This is a genomic window from Edwardsiella sp. EA181011, assembly GCF_000800725.1.
GTDB classification, from domain to species: Bacteria; Pseudomonadota; Gammaproteobacteria; order Enterobacterales; family Enterobacteriaceae; genus Edwardsiella; species Edwardsiella anguillarum.
The window spans coordinates 2274201-2298404 of the sequence record NZ_CP011364.1; the positions used below are offsets into that span (position 1 = coordinate 2274201).

Here is a 24204-nt window from a genome sequence, read left to right on the forward strand (position 1 = left end):
GGTGTTGGCCGATGATGATCGGCCCACCGCCTCTGAAGGCGAGAGCGGCCCATGTAACGGATGCGGCCTGCCTCGAAAGGGGCATGACTGACGTTCATCGTCGTGGGTACCCGGTTCACGCTCATGGCGCGTGGCAGGGCGGGAGCTACATTTGCCAGACTGCCGCAGGAGGCGCGGCCGAGCGCGTGCGAGCGATTGCGGAGGCGTTCATCGTTTCACTGCGCACACGCGTCGCCAGACGCGATCTGGCACCGCAGAACCTCAACGCCGATAAACCCAATCTGATATGGGATGAATCAGATAACACTTATGGTTACGACAAAGATGAGTTGCAAGAGAAATGCCGTATTCCCTGAAAAATCCTCCCGAATGTCATCCTCGATCGGCACCACCGAAAATATCACGTTGGCTTGCGGCTCTGGCGATACCGTTGGTCATTGTCGTGATCCTCATGCGGATATTGGGAGTTTATATCGATAACAAGCACTTCGGGTTGATTGCTATGGGGACCCCTGTCGTGGTGTGGATCGTGAGTTTCAGTATTCGTCTGTGGGGCTGGTCATTACAGGACAGTAAAGCGAATGCTTTTGACCGACGTCGGGAACAATGGATCTTGCGTGAGACCCGCCGAGCGCGCCGTGCGCTTCAGATACTGAATACGACATTTATCACAGCCCATCAGGAGAGCGAACCAGGTTCTGTCGCCGTTGAAATGCGCAATAACCACAGCATTATCATTTCTCAGTCGGACTGGAAAAACGAGAAGAGTAACAGGATGAGCCGCATCGGGGCGGGACCGGATGAGACGCCTGAGCGGCTCGTCTCACGCCTGCTTTCAGCGCTCATTGCCGATCTGCCCGCCGACCAGTTTCCTGAAAATGCCGCGCTGGCGGTCATCCTTGATGTCTCGTCATCTCTGTCATGCCCTACTGTTCGGGCGATTTGGCAGAAAGCCTGGCAGGAGAGCGGCATAGCCTGCGCGGTTGAGTATGTGGACAGCCGTGGTCCGGGGGGCGTCAGCCACTGGCTGGATCACCGAATCCAAGATGAGGCGATGTTGTTGATTATTGGCCTCCAGGTTGATCCGGTTATATCGAACAACACGGCGGAAGCCGCCGTTGCCCTGCTTCTGGGCAACCGCCTGACGCAGCAGGCTATTGACCCCCTCGCGCTGCTGCACCGGCCAGATGCGGCCCCTCCGGGTGAGCTGTGCGGGGGATGAACATGGCCGCCTATAACGTCCCGCTCAAAGAGAATATCGTGAAAAATTTATGGCTTGCCGGGCTGACGGGGGCGCAGCGCGCAGAAGTGATCGCGTGCCAGAATGCGCATCCTGCGCAGTCCGTAGAGGACGAAGCCGTGATTTCACTCGATATGTCGATGGGATATGCCGGCGCCGCTGCGCCCTGGTTGGCCATCGCGGCCGCCACTGAAATCGCACGGCAAACGCAGTCACCCCAGATGATTATCTGCGGCGACACCACGCAGAATGCGCTGTGGAGCACGCTCATTACCCCGATGGCTTCCCGACAGGAGATGGATCCGTGACGCTACCTTTGGCACCGAAGACGACGGAAGGGCGCTATCTTTCTGGCGTATTCATTCTCTTTTTACTCCTTGCCGCAATGACGTTTATGGTCTGGCGGTATCCGGACATCGCCGGGCTGGAGAGGGGGAGTCCGCAGCAGACTTACTGGCTTATTGGCGGGTGCTGCATTAGCGGATGCACATTTATTATGCTGGTTACGCTCCTGTGGGCCGCGCTCAGTGCCGGCAAAACGGCGTTTGATGCTCTCGTCGACGCGACAAATGGCGATGACGAGGGGGCGAAAAGGGAAAGTGAACACCCCCCTGAGTCTCCGGCGGGGGTGATGTCTGGAGCGATACGGGCCCACCTACGCTCACGGGTTGGCTTTTACTGGCGTGGAAAAGCCCGCCTGTTGTTGGTGACGGGCGACGCCGCCGCGATTGAGCAACTGGTTCCCGGCCTGCAGCAGCGGCAGTGGCTTGAGGGTAACCGTACCGTTCTGATTTATGGCGGCAGTCTGATATCGGAGCCCGACCATGAAAAATACGCGGCGCTGCGCAGGCTGCGTCGCGGACGCCCGCTGGACGGTATTGTCCGTGTCATGCCGGCGTCGCTTCACCTGACACCACACATCAGTGACAACGATTTACGCGGGCTGGAAAAAATCAGCGAGCTGCTGCGTTATTCCGCACCGGTCTGGCTGTGGCAACTGTGCGACAGTCCATGGTCGCAGACTAACCGCACAGAACAGACGGTAGGGGCCTGTTTTCCGCTACGTGCGAAAGCCGAAGATATTACCCGCCAGCTTGAATTGATGCTGCCGACGCTGCGGGCGCAGGGGGTGAGTCAGATCGCTGATAACGATAGCCACGACTTCCTGCTGCGCCTGGGGCAGCGCCTGAAAGACGGCGGTATCGCCCGCTGGGCTCAGCAACTGCGGCCATGGCTCTCCGACGCTCAGCAGCGCGTTTCGCTGCGGGGCCTGATGTTCAGCCTGCTGGAGAATAAACCCGCTGATATTTTCGAGAGAAGCGCCGGCGCTGAGAAATATGTCCCGGAGTCACAACGCCATGCGCTGACCCTGCCGGTGACCTGGCAGGGTATCGTTGACCGCTGCACCCGTATTCGTGGTCGCCGGGTCGGTAGGGCGTGGGAACAGACGCTGGCCTGGGCCATGATGGCGATCATCGGCGTCTGGGGCGCCGGGCTGCTGCTCGCCTTTGCGCTGAACTCCGGCCAGATATCTTCCGTGGCGGCAAAAGCCCGATACCTGGTGGCGCATCCTTCCGTCTCCGATGCACAGCTGGTGGCCTTGCACGATCTGCGTAATGACGCCGGTCGCCTGCTGCATCATGTCCGGGAGGAGACGCCATGGTATCAGCGCTTCGGCCTGAACCATAGCCCGCAGCTGCTCGACGCGATGCTGCCCTGGTACGGCGTGGCGAACAACCGCCTGATACGCGACCCGGCATATGCCGCCCTGATGCAGAAGCTCAGCGCGCTGGTAAACTCAGCGCCCAGCAGCGCCCTGCGGGCACAGCTGGCAAAGCCGGGCTATGACCAGCTGAAAGCCTGGCTGATGATGTCCCGTCCGGATAAAGCCGACGGTGCGTTTTTCGCGCAGACCATGCAATCCGTGCAGCCGACGCGCATGGGCATCTCAACCGGCCTGTGGCAAAGCCTGTCGCCGACTTTGTGGGCATTCTACATCGCCGAACTGCCCGAGCAGCCACGGTGGAAAATCGCGCCGGATGCGCAACGGGTCAGCCAGAGCCGTCAGGTGCTGCTGCAGCAAATTGGACGGCGCAACGCCGACGGCACGCTGTATGAGAACATGCTCAACTCGGTGCGTCGTAACTTCGCCGACGTGTCACTGGAAGACATGACTCGCGGCACCGATGCGCGCCGACTCTTCACCACCGAGGCGGTGGTGCCGGGCATGTTCACTCGTCAGGCGTGGGAAGGGGGATACAGCAGGCCATCGAGAAAGCCGCGACTTCCCGACGCGATGCAATCGACTGGGTGTTGAGCGATGCCGCTACGTCAGTACCCGCTGAGCTGGCGCCGGAAGCGCTGAAAACGCGCCTGCTGCAACGTTACTTCACCGACTTCGCCGGCAGCTGGCTGAACTTTCTCAACAGTCTGCGGCTTAACCCGGCGAACAACATTGCGGACGTCGCAGACCAGCTGGCGCTGATGAGCGACGTCCGCCAGTCGCCACTGATTGCCCTGATGAATACCGTCGCCTGGCAGGGGCAGGCCGGCCAGCAAAGTGAAGGCCTTTCGAGTTCCATCGTCTCATCGGCTAAGGCGCTGATGGGGGGGAAGAGACACCAGCGATTGACCCGTCTGCCACGGAGTTGCAGGGGCCATTGGATGACACCTTCGGTCCGCTGCTTCAGCTGCTGGGTAAAAACAACGGCAGCAACCTCATGTCGGCCGACAACTCACTGAGCCTGCAGACGTATCTGACCCGCATCACCCGCGTGCGTCTGCGCCTGCAACAGGTGGCCAGCGCCTCCGACCCGCAGGCGATGCTACAAACCCTGGCGCAGACCGTATTCCAGGGCAAAAGCGTGGACCTGAGCGACACCCAGCAATATGGCAGCCTGATTGCGGCAAGCCTGGGCGAAGCGTGGAGCGGTTTTGGCAGCACCGTGTTTGTTCAGCCGCTGACCCAGGCCTGGGAGACCGTGCTTCAGCCGTCGGCGGCGAGCCTGAATGACAAATGGCGCCGCGCCGTGGTGGCGAACTGGCACACGGCATTCGACGGCCGTTTCCCGTTTGCTGACAGCAAAAGTGATGCCTCTTTACCGATGCTGGCCGAGTTTGTGCGCAAAGACAGCGGCCGTATTGAACGCTTCCTGACCGCAGAGCTCAGCGGCGTGCTGCACAAAGAGGGCAGCCGATGGGTAGCGGATAAGGTCAACAGCCAGGGGCTAAGCTTTAATCCGGCCTTCCTGCGCGCCATTAACCAGCTGAGCCAGCTGTCGGACATCCTGTTTACCGACGGCGGTCAGGGCATCAGCTTTGAACTGCAGGCACGCCCGGCGCCGCAGGTGGTGGAGACTCAGCTGATCATCGACGGACAAAAGCTGCACTACTTTAACCAGATGGCCGACTGGCAGCCCTTCCGCTGGCCGGGAGACACTTACACGCCGGGCACCATGCTGACCTGGACCACCGTCAGCGCCGGAGCGCGTCTGTTCGGGGACTACAGTGGAACCTGGGGCTTTATTCGCTGGCTGGGAGAGGGTAAACGACAGCCGCTGGACCGCAGCCGGTGGATGATGAGCTTCAGCGCGCCGGATGGATCCACCCTACGGTGGGTGCTGCGCTCGCAGCTGGGCAGCGGTCCACTGGCGTTACTGGCACTGCGCAACTTCACGCTGCCGGATCAGATCTTCAACGTCGACAGCGTGGCCACGGCTCCGGCGCGGATGGCCGACGCGGAAGAGAGTGACATGGACGGAGTCGAATAATGGGCACGCTGCCGAATCTGATCGCCGCCTGTCAGGTGGATGAAGTTCAGCTGCGACAGCAGGCGCAGGCGCTCACGGAAAGCTGGCACCCCTGGCTTGCCCCGGTCAGCGATAGCCGTCCAACAGGAGAGGATCCGGGATATGACGATGATTTTCAGCGCATTCGTGAGGAGGTCGACAGGCTTTCCGGCGTTGATACCGGGCTGATTTGCCAGCTGGCCGAGAGGCTGTTGACCCGCACGGCGCAAGATATCCGGGTCGCGACCTATTATTGCTGGGCGCGTCTGCACCGGGACGGCGAAGCCGGCTTCGCTGAGGGGCTTGCACTGCTGGCGGGGTTACTGCAGCGCTATGGCGCGCAGCTTCATCCGCAGCGTGAGCGGAGCCGTAAATCGGCGCTGGAGTGGCTTGCAGGCCCCCGTGTTCTCGACGGCCTGTCACGCTGGCCGGAGGTGGTACGCGACGAGGCCCTGCGCACTGTCGGTGCGTTGCTGCTTATCCGCGACAGCCTGGAGGCCGAGCCGGAGGCGTCACGGCCGGAGCTGAGTGCCCTGTACCGCGCGCTGGAGTCTCGCCTGATGAAAGCCGGTGGCGTGGATGCCGTGGTGCCGCAGAATGCCGCTCATCAGGCTCCGCCGCCGCCCCCATTACACACGGCCGAGCCTGACGCACCGCGCCTGAGCCGTATCACCTCCGGTCAGGATTTGCTGGCTCAGGCCCGCACCCTGGCGGGGTATCTGCGAGAACAGCCCGCGGGCTGGCTCGCCGCACACCGGCTGATGAAAAGCCTGCGCCATGACACGCTGAGCGCTATCCCGGCGCCGGATGCCGAGGGGAAAACGCGCATTGAGCCGCCGCGGGCTGACCAGCGAGCCATGCTCAAACGCCTGTACCTGCAGCAGAGCTGGCCGGAGATGCTGGCGCAGGTGGACAGCACCTTCTCGCGCGGCGCCAATCACCTCTGGCTGGATTTGCAGTGGTATACCCACCAGGCCCTGGTGAAGTCAGGGCAGGAGGTGCTGGCCGAGATTATCACCGCCGATCTGAAAGGGCTGCTGCGCCGGCTCTCCGGGCTTGAAACGCTGGCCTTTAATGACGGTACGCCGTTTGCCGATGAGATCACCCTGAACTGGATAAAACAGAGCGTGCTGGACGGTATATCCGGCTGGCGTGAGGCGCCGGTCAGCGCCGTCAGTGAGACGGATAACGATATCCTGGCCCTTGAGCCGGAGGCGCTGGAGAAAGCGGACACGGAGGGTCTGGATGCCACGCTCCACTGGCTACAGACACGCCCAGGCGCGGACTCCACAAAAGGCAAATGGCTGCTGCGCCTGCTGATGGCGCGCGTGGCGGAGCAGAGGGGCCGGAATGAGCTGGCACTGCATCTGCTGGGTGAGCTTGAGAGTACCGCACAGGCCATCACGCTCACGCAGTGGATACCGGCGCTGTTGTTTGAGGTGAAATCGCGTCGCCTCAGGCTGCTGCGCATGAAAGCCACCCGCAGCGAAACCGATAAATTGCGGCTTCAGCCCGAGATGGATTTGCTTCTGTCCGGCCTGATTGCGCTCGATCCGGTCAGCAGTGCGGTGCTTTGCGGGTAACCCGGAGTGAATTCAGCGAAAGGGGAAACATATGCCGGTAACAGGCTATTATCTGGTGCAGGGCGATAAAACGACCTGCGGCGGGAGGATCACCACGGGCGCAGAGGATCACACGCTGTTTGATAAACCTGTTGCCCGCGAGCAGGACAGCGTGACCTGTGGAAAATATGTGGGACTGTATAGGATAGCCGGCGGCATCGACAACGATACCATTCACGGCAGGCGGATGGCCGGAACCCTCGACAGCTACAGCACCTGCCCCTGCAAGGCGAGGTTTATTCCGTCGATGATGCAGGATACCTATGAGAAATCATCGGGTTCGGGCATAGCCACGAACGCAGCCGAGGAAAAAGCAGAGGCGACGGTAAGCCCAGCCGTGACGGCTGGCCCGGAACCGTGTGTCAGCGCTGAGGCCGATAAGCCTGATGAGCAACTCAGCGGCTGGCTGGCTTATTACGGTACGGATATGCAGCCGCTTAAAAACCTGGCTTTCCGGAGTTTTGTCGACTCCGATGTACCCAAAGTGATCATTGCGGGTGACGGGCATCGGAAACCTCCTTTCATCTATTCTCAGCATATGCCCGGTGTCCTTTCCGCCTTTAGCAAAGGGAAGCTGCGGTTGTATGTCGAATATACGCAGTCAGGGTGGTCTCTTCGGAACAAAACACCCGGGGCGTTGCCGCCATATCTTACGCAAAAGAAAAGCTTCTTTAAAAAAGACATTGTCACCCCATGGGAGAATGAGGTGATGGGGGAGTCCTCAACGGCGATATATGAAAAATTAATTGAAAAAATAGGCGGTCTGACACCGCTTACAGCGGCAGAGGCGAAAAAATTAAAATTGCAGGGACAACAATTTGCAGACGGATTGAACGCCATCACTCCAGACCTGGCGGTAACGGTCAGAAAACATATCAATAATCTCGTCGCGGCAGCAGGCCCCTTGCCGGAGCAGGATGTTATGGCGCTGGTGAGTATTATCTCGGGGCAATGGCGAGACCTGTTTGTGAATGAAGACTTAGCCGAACGTTTAGCGGAAGAGATCACCAAGGCGCCGGATTTAACCCGGCTGATTTCAATAGGAGATGCGCATCTTGATGACAATAACAACCCTTTTCATATATTACTTGCTGAGAAACTATCAAAACGAATGAAGTCGCCTCCAGTTATTCTGGTAAATAAAAGAAGCGAGTTTTAATCCTATTGGTTTCTCCGTTTATTGATTTATTATCCGTTGGGCTTATTAATGGACGACTTAACCCTGCGTTACTATGACGCTGAAATGCGCTACCTACTGGAGGCTGGCGAAGAGTTTGCCCGCGCTCACCCCGAGCAGGCGGCCATGCTCAATCTCGATAAGGCGGGCGCGCGCGATCCGTACGTGGAACGCCTGTTCGAGGGCTTTGCCTTCCTGATGGGGCGCCTGCGTGAGAAGCTCGATGATGACTTGCCGGAGCTCACCGAAGGGCTGGTCAGCCTGCTGTGGCCGCATTACCTGCGCACCATTCCGTCAATGTCGGTGGTGGAGATCACCCCCGACTGGCGCGGGATGAAGGAGCCGATGCGTATTGTCAAAGGCTTCGGGGTGAACTCGCGGCCGATCGGTGAGAAGGGTACGCGCTGTCGGTACACCACGACCAAAGAGATCACCCTTCAGCCGCTGTCGCTGGAGTACGCCCGCCTGTCGACCGACCCTGATGGGGGTTCGGTCATCACGCTGCGCTTCAACTGCAGCTCTCTTGCCGACTGGAGCCGTGTCGACCTCAGCCAGATCCCGTTTTACTTTAACGCCGATGCGCCGCTGGCCTGTGCCATGCACGAAGCCTTTACCATCAACGCTGCACGCCTTTGGCTGCGGATGCCGGGTGATATGGAGAGAAGGCCGCTGGACGGGTATTTCAGCGCGCTCGGCTTTGGCAATGACGATGATCTGTGGCCGAAGGGAAGCAGCAGCTTTCGCGGCTATCAGCTGCTGCTGGAGTATTTCACCTTCTGTGAGAAGTTCATGTTCACCGGCCTGCGCGGGCTGGAGACCGTGGCCCTTCCGGCTGAGCTCTCCTGGTTTGAAATCGACGTGGCGCTGGCGGAACGCTGGGAGCATGATTTCCGCTTTACCGAAAAACATCTGCGCCTGCACTGTGTGCCGGTGATTAACCTGTTCCCGCTGGAGTCTGACCCCCTGACGCTCAACTCCCTGCAGACCGAATACATGCTGCGTCCGATGCGCGTACAGGATGGTCATACCGAGATTTACGCCGTGGATTCGGTGATGTCCTCGAGCCAGCATACCTACGTGCCGTTTTCGAGCTTCCGCCACAAGGGGGGAATGATGCGTCACGAAGCGCCGGAATATTACTACCACACCCGCGTGCGCCGAGGCCCGTCCGGGCTGCATAACACCTGGCTTATCCTCGGCGGTGAGGCGTTCGATAATCACACCGTACCGGAGGACGAAAGCCTGTCCCTGACGCTCACCGGCACCAACGGCCAGCTGCCGCGGCGGGCGCTGCAGAGTACCGTGCTCGATACGGTGATGCAAACCACCTCGGCCAGCATCGCCGTGCGCAACCTGTGCGCGCCGACGCTGCCCTGCTATCCACCGGCGCGGGATCGTTTCCACTGGCGCGTGCTGAGCCACCTCGGCAGCGGGTTTCTGTCGATGATGGATAACGCCGAGGTGCTGCGCGGCACCCTGGCGCTGTACGAGTGGACCGACAGCGAGATGAACCGCCGTCGCCTGGAGGCGATTATCGACGTGAAGCACAGCGAAATAGAACGCTTCGAGCAGGGCTACCTGCTGCGTGGCGTGCAGATTGACGTCACGTTGGACAGCCACGGCTTTGCCGGACGCGGCGATATCTGCCTGTTTGGCGAGATGTTGAGCCGCTTCTTCGCACTCTACACCGACATCTACTTGTTTAACCGCCTGATTATCATTCTGCAACCGACCGGAGAGCGCCTGGAATGGCAAGAGAAGCACAACCGCCGCATTCCCGGCTGACTCCGCGGCTGGAAGCCGACCTGCACCGCATCAACTTTTACCGTTTATGTCAGCTGCTGGAGAAACGTAATCCGGGCGGGCCGCTGATGGGATCGACCAGCCATCTCGCGGATGATCCGGTGCGGTTTGCACCGCATCCGGGGATGGGATTTCCGGTCAGCGAACTGAAGGCCGTTGAATATGACGAGGACGACGACGGTAAGCCGCCGGTTATCCGTACCACCTTTATGGGGATATACGGCGTCGACTCGCCTTTGCCGACGGCGTATCTCGATGACATCACCCAGCGCCGGGAAGGGCATGAGGCTCTTCAGGGGTTTCTGGATATCTTCGGCCATCACATCCTGACGCAGTTTTACCGCATCTGGCGTAAGTACTCCTACCCGGCCACGTTTGAGCCAGGCGGTACCGACAGCATCTCGCGCTCGTTGCTGGGGCTGGTGGGCCTGGGCATTCCCGGTACGGCAGAGCATATCGCCACGCCGGTGTCGCGTTTTCTGGCGCTGCTTGGCGTACTGCGTCAGCCAGGTAAAACCCAGGAGGGGATGCAGGCGCTGGTCAGCCTGCTGGCACCCGATACTACGGTACTGGTCAGTCCGTATTGCCTGCGGCCGGTGGAGATCAGCCAGCCGCTAGGTTTTTACGATAATGACGATTTTCTGCTGGACGGCAATACGCCGCTGGGGGACGAAGCGATGGATGCGGGCAGCCAGCTGCTGGTTGCGCTCACGACGGATAACGAATGGGAGGCGAAAGGGTGGAAGCCGGATGGCCGGCTGTACCAAGACTTTCTGGTAATGCTGCGGGTGTATCTCGGCTGGCGTTTCAACGCCCGGATTACCCTGACCACGTCTGCCCGCCTGCTGGCTGTGCCGCCGCTGGGCATAGCTCCTTTCTGGCTGGGAATGAACGGCGTTCTGGGTGCCGAAGGTGCAGATCTCCCGGACGATATCCCGCAGACCTTTACGACGGAGCTGGGTTACTACACCGGCCTGCAGCCCGCGACACCACGACAAGGAAACCGACGTGTTACGTATCAGTTTTACTAAAACCGCGCGCTGGCTGATGCTGCTGATGGCCTTCAGCCTGGCGGGATGCGGGGTGACACAACGCGTCACCGAGGGTACCCAATCGGCGTTTAACGCTGTGTTCTACAAAAAGATTAAGGTGCTGCACCTGGATTTCACCGCGCGTGAGGCGTTGAACACCGACTCCCGTGAGAGTAACACGCTGTCTGAACCGCTGGTGGTGCGGATTTACCAGCTAAGAGACCGCAAGATCTTTGACAAGACGGTCTATCAGCAGCTGCTCCAGGATGACAGCAGTATTCTGAAAGCCGACCTGCTGGCCAGCCGTGATGTGGTGGTGACGCCGGGCGGCGATGTCAATCTGGATATGCCGCTGGAAGACGCGGCGCAGTTCGTGGCCGTGGTGGGGCTGTTTCGCGATCCGGATATGATCAACAACGCCTGGCAGCAGGTGATTCAACGCGAAGAGCTCGATCCGGATAAGCCACGTGTTCTGGAAGCGGGGAACAATCGGTTGACGCTGCTACCGCAGAAGGAGGAGTGATGTCCCGGGAACATATCACGCCTTCGCTGTATGAGATGCTCATCGGTCATTTTTCCGGTGGCCTCGACCTTCATCAAGCCAGCGAGGAGAATCAGGTCATCCTGTCGGTGCTGGATAATATGCAGCGCATTCTTAACTGTCGCGCCGGGACGCTGGCGCATCTGCCGGACTATGGACTGCCTGACATGACCAAAATCCTCCAGGGGATGCCCGGTACGGCCCATGAGCTGATGGGCACCTTATCGGCTGTGTTGCTCAAGTATGAACCGCGCCTGAAAACGATAGCCGTGGTCCTGCAGGAACAAGAGACGCCCGGGAAGCTGCGCTATGCCATTGATGCTGAAGTCAAAGATATCGGACTGGTACGCTACGGTACGGCGTTTATGCCGGAAGGACGGGTGTTACTTCGACACCTTAAGAACCAGCGGTATCTCGACACCGCAGCCCGCATGTCAGGCCCGATAACCCCATATCGATAAAGCCACCGAGCCTCAACAGGCTTCAGGCCAGGCAGCCCGTCCCGGCCTCGTCTGACGATAGGCATCGGCGGATATCGCCATGCTGCGTCTGAGAAGGGAGTCGCTGCATAAGCGGATGGCGGCGTGGCTGGTGGATACCGGACTGAATATGGAGAAACGGACGGTACCCGTTACGGCGCTGCCGGTGAAAAGGCGCCATCCTCGGACTGACCCGATGGCTGGCGCTCATGGGGCGCCGCTGCGCCGTTTGATGTTGACGTTCATGCCATGAGCTCCTGAGATGGTGCCCCCCGTACGGGAAAGAGATGGCATGATCATCGAGAACTATCGGAGATAGCTTTACTGACATAGACCAGCAGGAGCGACAGGATGACCAGATATAAAACGTTCAAAACGGGTGGCGATCCGCGTACGCTACCGGACTACGCCGCCCTGTGTGATGAAATCAGTAGACTGACCCATCCGGCGCGCCCGGAGGTGAACTGGCGATATGTCGAAACGCGCTGTCTCTCACTGTTTGAGCAGAACGGTGTGGAGTTACAGACCGGCGCCTGGTACACGCTGGCCCGTATGCAGCGTGCCGGATTATTCGGCCTCAATGAAGGCCTGGCGATACTGGAGGCGCTGATAAGTCAGCAGTGGGGCGTACTTTGGCCGCATCCTGTTCATGCCCGCGTGGAAATCCTCAGCGGCCTGAGTCAGCGTCTTCAGCAACAGATACGCTTGCTCCCGCTGAATGACGGTGAGCTCAGTCAGTGGTATCGGGCGGAGCAACTGCTTACCGGTCTGGAGGCGGTGTTGCAGCGCCTGGAGCTTAGGCATCTGAGTCAGCTTGATACGTTGCGAACCCTGATACACAGCCGTGCTGTCCGGCTGGAAAACAGCAATGATACAGCCGGCACCGGGCCGAACATGCTGTCTGGTATCGTGTTGCCCGCCAGCGTAATGAATGGCGCGCGAACGTCAGCGGGGGCCCTGACAGCTCCGCCTCCTGAAGAGAATAGCGCGCCAGACAGCGCGGTGAAGTGGGTGTACGTCGCGCCGTCGGGACACCAGGCGAATGTGGAAGTCCTTGCGGCAGTACCCACCCCGGTAAAAAAGTGGAAATCCTTTGCCGCCGGGATGTGTACCATGCTGGTGATCAGCGCCGCCGCGGTATGGGGCTGGCAGTATATTTACCGGCCAGACCCGCTACAGACTCAGTTTGCTGTATCGCTGGCTCCGTTACCCACAATGCTCACGCCTGCGCAGCTGGATGTATTGCGTCAGCAAACTGCGTTGCCAAAGCGTTTTATCGCCCAAGCTCAGCAGCAGCTTGCCCTGCTGGATAAATTACCTCCTGACTGGAATATCACCTACGGCAGAAAGCTGGCAGAACAGGCTCAGACGCTGTGGCCGGAGGAGACTCTCGCCCTGATACAACAGCGGCAGCAGCAGATACGCGCATCAGCGCTGTCCGCGGATGCAATGAACGGCTGGCATGAGGGGATGCGCAAGCTGCAGGCGCTGACGACACAGCTACATGCCCTGGATGGGCAAAAAGGAAAGTATATTACTGTCAGCGAGCTGAAATCACAGCTGTTTGCTGCTATCCAGGCATTTAGCCAAACAGTGCCTGTCGAAGAGCAGCTGCGGCAGATGAGTATGCGGGAAAGCCCAGAGATGATCCCGGCTACGCAAAAAAGCCAGACAGAGCAGCACCTGAAGCAGCTTATCGCGAACTACTCGGCGGTGACTGCGGGTCAGTAGGCCGCTCCCCCGCATTCTGTCATCGTATCGCTTGGTGGAATAACGTGAACGTTGGCTGAGTTGGGGAAATCAGATCACGCATCATCCTGCAGCACAGGTCGTCTCGCGGCAACGCAGAGCTTCGGGATCGCCCACTGGCGCAGCGACAACAACGCGCCCGTCAACCGCGGCGCCATCACTTTCTGGCTGAACGGTGAGGTGATTCACGCGTGGTATGCGTCAGCTATACCCTCGCCTCGGGGCCCTTTCACCACGACGGTTCTATTGATTAAACGCATATTATTGTAAATTAATTTAACCGCCCCATCTTGAAATATAACTCGGCATGGTTGCTCCCATCGGTAAAATTCCGCTGGCGCTCGACGCTTATCAGCTGAAAATATGAAAGTCGCCATTTCAAATATAGCAACCCCAATGGTATTAACATTGTCAAAACATTACTTAATATAATCCCCTGTGGTTAATATTATTTATTTATCGAATAATATCACAAAACCATATCCTGTGTATATCTATAACGGATCTATAATTAAAACAAGGGGTTATAAATGCGCTCTGTTTCTAAAGTATTAATATTAAGTATTATAGGTGTTCCATTCATATCGATTGCTGCAGATGAAGGCGCTTTGCCGGTAACAAATGATTTATCTACTGATATTGCAACCATTGTCAATAATATTGTCGGTGGTTTAAAAGTAACGCCGGAGGTAATATCTGCTTCTATTACGGGAATTGCAAATAATGTTATTCAGCCCATCAATGCCAATCTAGGGGCGGCCGGTGCCGCCATTCAGCAAAATCATGAGGGGCTTAGCGCGGCAAACGCAGAGATCGCCGCGGCAAAAGGGCGTCTTGATCGGCAGCAGCAGTTTGATCAGGTCACCGGTGTGACGCTGGAGGCGAACCGTCAGCGGCTGGCCGCCCATCAAGCCGAGATCGCCGCGGCTAATGCCAACCTAGGGGCGGCCGGTGCCGCCATTCAGCAAAATCATGAGGGGCTTAGCGCGGCGAACACAGAGATCGCCGCGGCAAAAGGGCGTCTTGATCGGCAACAGCAGTTTGATCAGGTCACCGGTGTGACGCTGGAGGCGAACCGTCAGCGGCTGGCCGCCCATCAAGCCGAGATCGCCGCGGCTAATGCCAATCTGGGGGCGGCCGGTGCCGCCATTCAGCAAAATCATGAGGGGCTTAGCGCGGCAAACACAGAGATCGCCGCGGCAAAAGGGCGTCTTGATCGGCAGCAGCAGTTTGATCAGGTCACCGGTGTGACGCTGGAGGCGAACCGTCAGCGGCTGGCCGCCCATCAAGCCGAGATCGCCGCGGCTAATGCCAACCTAGGGGCGGCCGGTGCCGCCATTCAGCAAAATCATGAGGGGCTTAGCGCGGCGAACACAGAGATCGCCGCGGCAAAAGGGCGTCTTGATCGGCAGCAGCAGTTTGATCAGGTCACCGGTGTGACGCTGGAGGTTCATCGTCAGCAGCTGGAGGAGTTAAACAACACGGTTAATACTTCCAACGCTAAGGTTGTACAGAATCTTTCAGGAAGGATGGATTATTTACAAGAGTGGCAGGGTATGGCGAATAATCGCATTAACGACTTAGAGAGAGTGACTGCAGAAAATAGAAAGGTATCATCTAGAGGTATTGCGGGTGTAGCCGCCATGGCTAATATTCCTACCCCAATGGATGGTGGGCTCTCTCTTGGTATCGGATATGGCTATTACGATAACCAAAATGCCTTTGCCGTTGGTGCATCTAAATACTTTGAGACTGGCGTTGCGATTAAAGGTGGTGTTTCCTTAACCGGTAAGTATGCTGTTGTCGGCGCAGGCGCCAGCTTTAGCTTTAAGTAAAAGCATGTGGCTAAGGGCTACCACACCGATGGCCCTTAAAAATATAACACCAGTAGGGATCTCTTTCATAAGCCGCGACCGTTTTCCGGTGACGCCTTTTTCATCCTTTCAATAAGCGACGTAGCCCAGCTCGTTAGACGCGGGCCTTTGGTGCGCCGCGTGCTTAAGGGGCTGCTGTCCCGGGATGCCGGATGGCGTCATTTTCCCGCGATCCGTTGCCATATGTTGATGGCGGGTACCGTTGTTGACCCGAGTTCGAGCGGCGGGCCAGCATGGAACGCTTTTCTATTCTCGAGCGTATGTTTCCGGCTCGCTCGCCGGTGCGATCTCTGCAGCGTTATTGCCTGATCGAGGAGGCCTCGGGCATAGATGAAAAAACGGAGCTGAAGAGGGCGATGCGCTGATCCGTCAAGTTCCCTTATTGGATGATTTCAAGTTAATGTTCTCATTCAGCCTTTACAGCCGTCAGTATCTACAGCACCGCAGGCCGGACGCCTATGGGCGGCGCATCATATGAACACCGGCGGGCGATGGGCCTTCACCATTTAGCGCCGGGATGGGGCGGTTTTGCTCGTTTACTGATATAGGAAGGGGTCACAGAGCGTGAGAGAGAGCGCACTCCGCTGCTACAATAGGGCGCCGATATCCATGGTGTCCTAGCCATTATGAGGTTTTTATGCACTCTTCCGCCAAAAGTATTGCGCCCCGACTGTCCCGCGATGGGGCGGCGCAGAGGGGGGATGCGGGTTTTATTCAGGGCGTTACCTGGCTCGCCTTCCCCGGTTATCCCGGTCGGATAGGCGCCTGCCGCTTCTCGCTCAGCCGCTATCGCGATGAGGGTGAATATCAAGGGATTGTGCTACCGCCGCCGCTCCGGCATGCTGCGCCGAAGCGGCAGGCCGAGTTTATTGCGGGACGCTGGGTCGCCCGCCAGGTGATGGCGGCGCTCGGGGTGCGCGATGGCGTGATTGCCCGCGGTTCGGATCACGCCCCGCAGTGGCCGCCGGGGATTGCCGGTTCGATTAGCCACTCAGCCGGGATGGCGCTGTGTGCCGCGCACCCGACCTCCCGCCGCGGCGGCGTGGGGATCGACGTCGAAGCCTGGCTTGCGCCGTCGCGCGCGCGCGCCGTTCAGCCGGCGATCGCCTCTTCGCACGAGCTGGCGGATCTGCGCGCTCGCGCACCGGATTTCAGTCGGCTCATCACGCTGATCTTTTCGGCCAAAGAGAGTCTCTTTAAGGCCCTGTACCCCGAGGTCAATCGGTGGTTTGACTTTCATGACGCCCAGCTGACGGCCATCGACTGGCGCCAGCAGACCTTTCAGCTTACCCTGCTGACGCCGCTGGCGCCGGACTATCCGGCCGGTCGCTGCTTCCTCGGGCAGTTTCAGGCCGATGATGAGGCGATCGTCACCTTGATTTACTGTTAGCGCGGAGCCGATGGGTCGACGCGGTGAAGGCGCGCTGCGCCGGCGATATCTACAGAATATACAGTCAATCTGGACACAAAGATAAAATAGCGGAACACATTCTCGTTGAAGCGATGGATGACGTTGGTTTAGATCCGGTCGTCACCTATCGATTTTACAATGGCGGAGGATACGTAGCCAGGATTCAGGTGGTCTATATCGATCAGCAGGGCGAGACCCACACCATCGATAGCAGCCAGGTTTCTGTTGGTATCTCAACAGATGTCCAGATTCCTACGGTCGGATCAGAGCGCTGCACGATATTTGTGCAGCTCGATCTGGAGGGGTTTAAAACCTTTAAACTCTTGTTCCCGGACAACTTCAAAAGCCAGCTGATAAAAAGCTGGGGGACCGTATTCTCGCCGCAGGCGGAGATATTCCCCTTTGAATAAGCGTAATTGAGATAGGTTGTCATGTTAGAACCAAACTGACAGGAAGATATAATACTATTGATTCCTGTCAGTTTATTACTGCTCGGGGTTATTCCAGGCCGCGAGCCCTGACCCGCTGGCCGATTCTCGCCGGGCGTCAATATATTATCCCCTCACTCCCTCATTCCCTCATCCTCTCGATACATACGAGAGAGGTCCCATCATGGGGTATGGCGCGTCAGGCCGCCGTTTGCATCGCTGCAGCCTCAGGTCGCGGCGCGCTGCCTAAAACGGAAGGGGCGTTTACCGGCTGAGCGGCGGTGGGCGTCCGGATGACCGGTTTGGCCGGCATTGGTACCGGGGATACATGCTGCTGCGCGTTTATTCGTACGGGCGGAGGGGCGGGGGAACAACGGTGGGGCCCACGGGATAAGCGGTATCCCGTGGGCGGAGGGTTATGCGCGAGGCAACAGATCGCTTAGCTGCTGGCTGGCGGGCAGCAGCTGCAGGGTGGTGCGATAGTCATGCGCAATGCGTTCGGCCAACGCGGCAGAGAGCTCTGCGCTGTCATAGAACAGGCTGAACGGCATGCTGTCGGCGGGAAACTGACACAGCACGATCTGGTGGTTACTGCCGCTGACGGTGCCCCGATGGTGGTACTGCACCAGGTCGTGCTCCTGGCTTTTCTGCTCCGGGTAGTTCTCAAACACAAACAGGGTGCCAAAGGGGGCGGTGGGGCGCCAGCGTTCGTCATAGCGGTTCAGATCGTGGAAGGCATGCTCTGTGCGCGGCTCGGCGGCGTCGATCAGCTGCTGTGCCACTGCGTCCAGGCTTTCCGTGAGTTTGACCCGAAGCGGCGGGGTGGCGACAAACAGCCCGACCAGGTCGGTAACCCGGCTAATCTCCACCGGGCGCCGGGTCAAGGTTGTGCCGAACACGATATCGCGGCCGTGGGTATATTTTGCCAGCGTAATGGCCCAGGCTAACTGGCAGAGCTGGTTCAGCGTCAGGCCGTACCGGCGCGCAAAGGCCTGCAGCGGCGCGCCGTGCTGCTCCTCCAGGCGGCACTTGACCGACTGAACGCGCAGGGCATGGCCGCCGTCGTCGCAGACGTCGGCGGGAATGCGCATATTCATCGGGGCATCGGCCAGATAGGCGCCCCAGAAGTCGGCGGCGGCCCGTGTATCCTGCGCGGCCAACCAGCGCGGAAAGGCGGCAAAGCTGCTCGGCGGCAGGGGGATGCGCTCCCCGCGCGTGAGGCGCTCATAGTCCTGCCTGATTTCGCGCAGGAAGATCTGCATGGACCAGCCATCGAACAGCACATGATGGAAGGTGAACAGCAGCAGATGGCGCCGATCGCTCAGCCGGGCCAGCGCCAGGCGCAGGAGCGGCGGTTTGCTCCAGTCGAACGGGCGCTGCCGCTCCTCGATGATGCACTGCTGCAGGAGACGCTCGCTGTCCTGCCCCTCCCAATCCATGATGTGCAGCGGCAGCGGCACCTGGCGCGCTATCAGCGCCAGCGGCTGCCCCGGATCGACGCTGTCGCTAAACCCGGCCCGCAGCATGTCGTAGCGGGCCAGCACGCGGCGCCAGGCGTCGGCAAAGGCCTGCCGATCCAGCGCGCCCTCCAGCTGGAAAACGAGCTGATCTATCTGATAGTCGGGGTTGGCACGGTTAAAATAGAGCAGCTCGCGTTGAAAGTCGGTGGCGGGGTAGATCGTATCCAGCGGGCCGACCTGATGCTCTAAGCGCGCGATGGTCGCCTGATCCAAGGCCACGTCCTCCAGATCGCAGGGCACCAGTCCTCCGCGGCAGCGGGGGTCGCAGCAGTGCGTCAGCAGTTGGTCTACAATCTGGCCAAAGCGCTCGCAGAGCTGCGCTAAGGTCATCCCGGCGACCTCTACGCCGGCCATCTCAACGTCGATATAGAGCCGATCTGCGCTAATCCAGGCATTGATATCCAGATCGCGCAGCGGCTTATTCGATGCGGCCACCAGATGGTGGTTAAAGTGATGCTCGATCGCCCATTCTCCCTCGCCGCCGTGGCCGAAGCGGCCCAGGAAGTTGAAGCTGACGGGGAGCTGTAGCATCGCCTGAAGCGACTGCTGAACGCCCGGATCTGGATGGTGATAGGCGATGTGCAGGTAGTTCTCCCCCTTGTCGGGGAGGGTGCGCAGCGTCTGTTTGGTTTGCTTGATCAGCGAATCCCAGCCGCCGGCGTGCGGCGGAAGGTGGAGGGGGAAGATGCTGGTAAACCAGCCAACCGTCGCCTCGCTGCGGATCGTGTCGCCGAACGCTTTACGACCATGTCCCTCCAGCAGGAGCCCCAGACCGTGTTCGGGATGGTGCAAGAGGCGATACAGCGCGCTGATTAACAGCTCATTGATCTGGGTGCCATAGGGGTGGTTGGCCTGGCCGAGCAGCGCCTGAGTCTGCTGCGGCGTCAGGCTGATCTGGCGGCGCTGGAGCCGGCTATCGGCGGCGCCGGTACGGCAGGCGGCGAGGGCGTCGGCATGGCGTAGCCAATAATCGACCTCTTGAGCGCCTGGCTGGAATGTCTCCCACTGGCTGCGGTAGCACTGGGTGTTCGAGTAGGGGGCGGGGGTGAATGCCGCCCCCTGTTCATAGTAGCTCTGCAGATCCGCGGCGATACGGCGCCAGGATACGCCGTCCACAATCAGATGATGGGCGCAAAGATAGAGATAGGTCGCACCATCGTCCGCCAGGGTGAAGCGCAGTGCCTGGAGTAAGGGGCCATGCCGCAGTTGGAATGCGGCGTTCATCTCCGCGGCCTGCCGCTCGACCTGCGACCAGCCGACGGCGTCAAGGGTCGCCAGGGTGACGTGGGCCGCCCCGGGGTCGGCAAAAAATTGCCGTCCGTCCGGCGTAAAGCGCAGCCAGAAGCTGTCGTGATAGCGGGTCAGCAGCTTAAGCGCCGACGCCAGGCGCGCATCATCCACCGGCGCGGGTAGCCTCAGGGTTATCGCCTGGTTAAAGTGCGCCGGCGCGTCGAACGCCTGCGCGAAGAACCAGCGTTGGGCGGGAAGCAGCGCGACATCCCCCGTCTGTTTGCCGAGGCAGGTTTGAGCGCTGGCGACCCATGAGGCCTGGCGGGCCATATCGGCAAAGCAGCGATATTTCATAATATCGGCGGTGGAGAGTCGGATCCCTTGCTCCTCTAACCCGACCGAGAACAGGATGGCAGAGATGGAGTCTCCGCCCTGCGCGACGAAGTCGTCACCGAGGGTCAGGGAGGGCAGTGATAAAACGCTGGCGGCCTGGGCGAGCAGCGCCTGCTGTAGCGGCGTCAGGCTGTCATCCTGCTCGACGATGAGCTCCGGCTCGGGCAGGGCCTGGCGATCCAGTTTCCCATTGCGGTTGAGCGGGAGCTGCTCCAGATAAATCAGCTGCGCGGGAACCATATAGCTCGGCAGACGCTGCTGCAGCTGCTGGCAGAGGTACTGATTGTCCAGCGGCTGCGCCGCCTGGTAGTAACCCAGCAGCCGTTTGTGCTGGCCCTTGCGGCTGAGCACCGCGATGGCCATCGTCACCCCGTCGATCTGCTCCAGCGCCTGGCGGATCTCACCCAGCTCGATGCGGTAGCCCCGCAGCTTGACTTGGTGGTCGCGCCGCCCGCAGAAGACCAGCTCGCCATCTTCCCGCCAGTAGCCATAGTCGCCGGTACGGTAGATCCGGCGCGCGGATTCGCCCGTCGCATCGGCGAGCCGGATAGACGAGAACGCCTCATGCTGCGGCTGCCCCAGATAGCCCTGCGCCAGCCCGTCGCCGCTGACGATGATATGGCCGACCATGCCGATGCCTAACAGGTTATCGCGATCGTCGACAATCCAGGTTTGGGCGTTCGGCCGGGGCTTACCGATGGGGATGACCCCCGCCGCCAGATCCCGGGGGCCGCAGCGGTGGGCGGTAACATAAATGCTGGTCTCGGTCGGGCCATACAGGTTGATCAGATGTCGGATATTGCATTCGAGTCCCTGCGCTACCGCCTGCTGCGAGACGCTGTCGCCCCCAAAGCACAGGATCTCCAGCTGGCCGAAGATCTCGCGCTTGGCGGAGGCCATGTAGGTTTCAAACAGCCCAGTGGTCAGAAAGAGGTGGTCTATCTGATGCTGCTGCAGCAGCCGGGTCATGGCGTGTGGGTTGGCGATATCGCCCCGCTGGGGGATCACCAACGTCCGCCCATGCAGCAAGGCGAGCCAGAGCTGTAGGGACGCCGCGTCGAAGGCCTCATTGGCGGAATAGAGCAGGCGCTCTCCCACCGGGATCGCGTCATTCTGATACAGGGTACTGACCAAGGCGCGGTGCGTCAGCGCGACCGCCTTGGGCTGGCCGGTGGTGCCGGAGGTAAAGATATACTGGCTGATCTGCTCGGCGGCGCCGGCGTGCGGTAGATATCGACCGGGCGCCGACGGGATGTGTTCCAGCGCGGCGAGATGGTGGGCGTGGCTCGCCTGCGCGCCGGGGATCGCGTCGCCGATCAGGAGTAACGGCGAGAGCTGCTCCATGATCAGCTGCTTTCTGGCCATCGGGGCGCTGGCATCGACACAGGTAAAGGCGAGGCCGCAGTATTGCGTCGCCAGGATCGCGACGACGGTATCCACCAGGCTCGTCAGGTTAATGACGACGCAGCCCTGCCCGCGGTGATCCGCCGGGGTCAGCGTCGAGAGGTAGTGGGCGATAGCCGAGACCCGCTCATGCAGCTGCGCGTAGCCGATCGCCTGATTATGCTCACTATCGATCAGCGCCGTCGCCGCGGGTGTCTCCTGTACCCAGCGGTGGACCCGTTGCGCCAGGCTGTCATCCGGGTAGGGCTGGCGCCGCTGATTCAGCTGCGTCAGTCTGTCCAGCTCCGCGCGCCCGAGAAAGGGCATCTGCGCCATCTCACCGTCATCCTGCGCTAGCGCCCATTCGATCAAGCGCTGGAAACGCGCCAGGAAGCCGGTGAACAGGCCGCACGGCTGAAAGCCTTGCAGATAGTCGAAGCGGAAATTGAAGCTGTGCTGGCTGGACTCACAGAACAGGAGCTGCAGATCGGCGTTGAGATCGATAAAGCGGTAGTCCTGGGCGATGCGGCACTGCGCATCCAGCGGATAGGTTTCGCCAATCCCCACGGTGCTGCCAAAAACAACGTTGCTGAGCATTGCCCCGGGATCCGGGCTCTGCTTCTGCAGGGCGTGCACCAGCTGGGCATAGGGCAGCTCGGCGTACGGCTTGGTCGCCTTATTAAACTGCCTGATCTGCGCCCAATAGGCGCTGAGCGTGGCGATGCTGCGCAGGTCGAAGAGATCCAGACGGGTATTGACGAAGCAGCCGAGCTGTCGCCGCATCGCTTTGCTGCGCCTGTCCATTGGCGAGCTGATGGCAATCATGCGCTGATTTGCCATGCGGCCGACGAGAAGGGCATATAGTCCTTTGAAGAACAGATTTGGCGTTAGTCCGCTGCGTCGGCAGTAGGCCTTGACCCGCTGGCTGAGCTCGGTGCCCAACGCGCATTTCTCTGTGCAGGCGCGGCGCTGCTCTGAGTTAATGGCGTGGTTAAAGTCGGTGCGCACGGGCTGCCCGTCGAGGGCGCGGGTCCAGAATGCCAATGCCTCCTGCTGCAGGGCGTCGGACAGCGGCGGCGCCTGCTCCTGGGCTAACGGGGCGGCGATGGGGGCCAGCGTCTCGCCCCGGCGCAGCCGGCGATAGCTCTGGGTTAACTCGTCGAAAAATCGCTGGAAGCCCGTACCGTCCAGGCAAATATGGTGAACCATGATAATCGCCCGGTGATGGGCCGGTGCGATTTGGCAGAGGCAGGCCTTAAAGAGCAGGGAATCTCCGAAGGTTAGCTTTTCACTGTAATAGGTCGTCAGTAATTGTTGGAACGCTGATTCGGGATCACGCTGTGTGGTTAAGTCAATGAGCGGTATGGTGTACTCTTGGCGATTGGCGAATTTATACAGATGTTCACCCTGCAGCTCGTAGCGCACATGGAATTCAGGGTGGCTGAATACATGGTGCATGGCCTGCTGCATTAATGCGGGGTCGCACGCGCCCTCAATGTCCAGGGTCAGGAAGGAGTTGGATATAACGTTATGGCTTTCGGTCAACGCTTCAATATAGAACGACTTCTCGTAGCGCGAAGCTAACAATTTCATAAGGGGAGCCTTCAAATAAAGAGATTATATTTTAAAAATATGCTGCAGCATCTGAGCGACGCCATCGTCAGCATTACTCTGCGCGATGGGTCGGGTCTCCAGCTGTATTTTTAATTCGTGCGGCGCATTGTCCATGACAATCCCTAAGCCCGCCTGACGTAGCATCTCCGTATCATTATGCCCATCGCCGAATGCGATGGCCTGACGCTGAAAGTCGATCCCTTTCTCTGCGAGTAGCGCCGTGACGGCGCTGGCTTTGGAGATACCTCTGGGGCCGATCTCCAACTGCTGCGCAGAGGTGCGATAACACGCTAAATGCTGCCCGAACTGCTGTTGCAGTCGCTGCTCCAGCGGCGCGATGTCGCTGGGACTCCACAGTAATAATTTATTAATTTTTAATGAAAAAATATCTGACGGTGCGATCTGCTGGTAGCGGAATCCGGAGAGCTTGACGTAGTCGTCGGCCATGTCGTTGACTTCGTAGAGCTTCCAGCCATGGCTATCGAACGCACTGAGATGAATGTGATATGGCGCGCTGCAGCGCATTATGTCGGCGATAATATCCTGCTCGATAATATGCTCGCAAAGGATGGCGTCGCTCTGCGGACATAGCGTCAGCGAGCCATTAAGTCCGACAATATGGGGGCGCGGCTCCAGCGCCTGCGCTATTTTTTGGGCATCCCGGGGATGGCGTCCCGTGGCGAATACCAGCGTTATTCCTAACGCGCTGAGCTTTTTTAATATGACGAGGGTATGCGTAGAAAGTTGGCCCTGCGGATTCAATAACGTACCATCTAAATCTGTAACGACAGCCTTATATTTCAATATGGGGTCCTCCATGACAATATTCGGCGCCTAGTATGCAAGCACTTCGCTGTTAAATCCATCGACTTTTGTCTTTTTAGTACCAACCAATAATTATTATTTATATTGATTCTATTA

14 protein-coding genes and 2 pseudogenes are annotated in these 24204 nt (G+C 59.3%); 14 read left to right on the forward strand and 2 right to left on the reverse strand.

The genetic code is table 11. The features are described from left to right. The first annotated feature begins 83 nt into the window (after positions 1-83). The 14 genes and pseudogenes from QY76_RS10065 to QY76_RS10130 all read left to right on the forward strand — a co-directional run bounded on the left by QY76_RS10065 (position 84) and on the right by QY76_RS10130 (position 17125). On the forward strand, positions 84-356 hold the full coding sequence (locus QY76_RS10065) for a hypothetical protein (RefSeq protein ID WP_144242841.1): 273 nt from the start codon (positions 84-86) through the stop codon (positions 354-356). Beyond that, positions 341-1548 (forward strand): annotated as a pseudogene (locus tag QY76_RS10070) (hypothetical protein). Before QY76_RS10065 ends, QY76_RS10070 begins: the two are co-directional and overlap by 16 nt. Continuing rightward, positions 1545-5010: pseudogene (locus tag QY76_RS10075) on the forward strand (ImcF-related family protein). Before QY76_RS10070 ends, QY76_RS10075 begins: the two co-directional pseudogenes overlap by 4 nt. Then, the gene (gene tssA / locus QY76_RS10080; RefSeq protein WP_045427258.1) at positions 5010-6611 is read left to right on the forward strand and encodes a type VI secretion system protein TssA; all 1602 of its coding nucleotides are present in this window, start codon (positions 5010-5012) and stop codon (positions 6609-6611) included. Before QY76_RS10075 ends, tssA begins: the two are co-directional and overlap by 1 nt. Before the next feature lie 31 nt (positions 6612-6642). Continuing rightward, entirely contained in the window at positions 6643-7809 is a 1167-nt protein-coding gene (locus tag QY76_RS19280; RefSeq protein ID WP_051905109.1) for a PAAR domain-containing protein, read from the forward strand. A 48-nt stretch (positions 7810-7857) separates the two neighbouring features. Continuing rightward, positions 7858-9612, forward strand: coding sequence for a type VI secretion system baseplate subunit TssF (gene tssF, locus QY76_RS10090; RefSeq protein ID WP_045427261.1), 1755 nt, complete (start codon positions 7858-7860; stop codon positions 9610-9612). Further along, positions 9576-10661 carry a type VI secretion system baseplate subunit TssG gene (tssG, locus tag QY76_RS10095; protein WP_045427264.1) on the forward strand — a complete coding sequence of 362 codons (1086 nt, stop codon included), beginning with the start codon at positions 9576-9578 and terminating at the stop codon, positions 10659-10661. The genes tssF and tssG overlap by 37 nt, the downstream gene beginning before the upstream one ends. Then, on the forward strand, positions 10639-11184 hold the full coding sequence (tssJ, locus tag QY76_RS10100; protein WP_034165886.1) for a type VI secretion system lipoprotein TssJ: 546 nt from the start codon (positions 10639-10641) through the stop codon (positions 11182-11184). Before tssG ends, tssJ begins: the two co-directional genes overlap by 23 nt. Continuing rightward, entirely contained in the window at positions 11184-11663 is a 480-nt protein-coding gene (tssE, locus tag QY76_RS10105; protein WP_034165887.1) for a type VI secretion system baseplate subunit TssE, read from the forward strand. Before tssJ ends, tssE begins: the two co-directional genes overlap by 1 nt. 369 nt (positions 11664-12032) lie before the next feature. Further along, positions 12033-13412: a VasL domain-containing protein gene (locus tag QY76_RS10115; RefSeq protein WP_045427270.1), complete on the forward strand. Its 1380-nt coding sequence runs from the start codon at positions 12033-12035 to the stop codon at positions 13410-13412. A 548-nt stretch (positions 13413-13960) separates the two neighbouring features. Further along, positions 13961-15265, forward strand: coding sequence for a YadA C-terminal domain-containing protein (locus QY76_RS10120; RefSeq protein ID WP_082171491.1), 1305 nt, complete (start codon positions 13961-13963; stop codon positions 15263-15265). 272 nt (positions 15266-15537) lie between these two features. Continuing rightward, positions 15538-15669, forward strand: a complete 132-nt coding sequence (locus tag QY76_RS19585) for a hypothetical protein (RefSeq protein ID WP_255640280.1) — start codon at positions 15538-15540, stop codon at positions 15667-15669. Between the two features lie 272 nt (positions 15670-15941). Further along, positions 15942-16694 (forward strand): 4'-phosphopantetheinyl transferase, encoded by a 753-nt coding sequence (locus QY76_RS10125; protein ID WP_235439372.1) that lies wholly within the window; start codon positions 15942-15944, stop codon positions 16692-16694. Between the two features lie 23 nt (positions 16695-16717). Then, complete coding sequence (locus QY76_RS10130; RefSeq protein WP_045427277.1) at positions 16718-17125, forward strand: hypothetical protein; 408 nt, start codon at positions 16718-16720, stop codon at positions 17123-17125. Between the two features lie 434 nt (positions 17126-17559). On the opposite strand, the gene QY76_RS10135 is transcribed toward QY76_RS10130, so the two are convergent. Together QY76_RS10135 and QY76_RS10140 are read right to left on the reverse strand one after the other, a co-directional pair. Further along, on the reverse strand, positions 17560-23262 hold the full coding sequence (locus tag QY76_RS10135) for a condensation domain-containing protein (RefSeq protein WP_045427279.1): 5703 nt from the start codon (positions 23260-23262) through the stop codon (positions 17560-17562). Between the two features lie 24 nt (positions 23263-23286). After that, positions 23287-24102, reverse strand: a complete 816-nt coding sequence (locus QY76_RS10140; protein ID WP_045427282.1) for an HAD family hydrolase — start codon at positions 24100-24102, stop codon at positions 23287-23289. Between the last annotated feature and the right edge of the window lie 102 nt (positions 24103-24204).